Here is a 1,324-nt window from a genome sequence, read left to right as displayed (position 1 = left end):
GGTCAGGTAGAATAAGTTTCGCAAAAACAAAAAAGACATGGTTTGCAGATCTCTGGTAGAATGAAGTCGCGACACACCATTCGAAAGGAGACAGCAAACCATGTCCGAGAAGATTGTACAGCTAAACGAGGAAGTTATCAAGGGGCAGCTCAAGGAACTTGTACGTGGAAGCGTAGAAGAAACACTCAATGAGCTTCTGGAGGCCGAGGCGGAGAAGCTAACCCAGGCGGCCCGGTACGAGCGTAACAAGCAGCGCCAGGGCTACCGCAGCGGTCACTACAGCCGCAACCTCACCACCACTTCTGGGGATGTCACTCTCAAGGTGCCTAAGCTCAAGGGAATCTCCTTTGAGACTGCCATTATTGAGCGGTATCGCCGCCGGGAGAGCAGTGTGGAAGAGGCTCTTATTGAAATGTACCTGGCAGGTGTATCCGTCCGGCGTGTAGAGGACATCACTGAGGCCCTGTGGGGCAGCAAAGTCTCTCCCTCCACCATCAGTGAGCTGAATAAGAAAGCGTATGTCCACATTGAAGATTGGCGGAACCGTCCTCTGCAAGGTGGGCGGTATCCATATGTCTATGTGGATGGGATCTACCTGCGCCGCAATTGGGGTGGAGAATTTGAAAATGTAGCCATTCTTGTGGCAATTGCGGTTAATGAGGATGGATATCGTGAGGTTTTGGGCGCCGCAGAGGGCATGAAGGAGGATAAGGCCAGCTGGATCAGCTTCTTCCAGTGGCTGCGTGGCCGTGGTCTGAACGGTGTGAAACTCATTGTTGGCGACAAGTGTCTTGGTATGCTGGAAGCCGTGGGAGAGGTATTTCCTGAGGCCAAATACCAGCGGTGTACCGTCCATTTTTACCGAAATGTGTTCTCTGTCACACCTCGCTCAAAGGTGAAGCTGGTGGCCAAGATGCTCAAGGCGATCCACGCTCAGGAGAGCAAGAAAGCCGCCCGAGAAAAAGCTAAGGCTGTGGTAGAGGAACTGCGCTCTATGAAACTGAAGGAAGCCGCCAAGAAGGTGGAGAATGGTATTGAGGAAACGTTGACCTACTGTGATTTCCCCAGTGAACACTGGACCCGTATTCGTACCAACAACGTGATTGAGAGGCTAAACCGGGAGATCCGCCGCCGTACCCGTGTGGTGGGCAGTTTCCCGGACGGCAACTCTGCCCTTATGCTGGTCTGTGCCCGGCTGCGCCATGTAGCCGGCACCCAGTGGGGCAACAAGAAGTACATGAACATGAAGCATCTGGAGGCGACCGTTGAGGATGCCTCCATTGTTGGCTGACTTCATTCATAACAGAGTCTGCGAACTAAAGTG

General features: G+C 53.0%; 1 protein-coding gene. It reads left to right on the top strand.

Features of this window, described 5'->3' with window-relative positions; all coding sequences use genetic code 11:
- Window positions 1-100: 100 nt before the first annotated feature.
- Window positions 101-1,291 carry an IS256 family transposase gene (locus ACTNBK_RS17020; RefSeq protein WP_441147879.1) on the top strand — a complete coding sequence of 397 codons (1,191 nt, stop codon included), beginning with the start codon at window positions 101-103 and terminating at the stop codon, window positions 1,289-1,291.
- Window positions 1,292-1,324: the final 33 nt, after the last annotated feature.

Origin of the sequence: Intestinimonas sp. HCP28S3_D6 (genome assembly GCF_052065695.1) — a bacterium.
In the GTDB taxonomy this organism is placed as follows: Bacteria; Bacillota; Clostridia; order Oscillospirales; family Oscillospiraceae; genus Intestinimonas.
This window is presented reverse-complemented; position numbering and strand designations above follow the sequence as displayed.

Excerpts from the sequence above, each read along its gene's own strand:
- ACTNBK_RS17020 (WP_441147879.1), top strand. The coding sequence starts at position 101 with ATGTCCGAGAAGATTGTACAGCTAAACGAGGAAGTTATCAAGGGGCAG.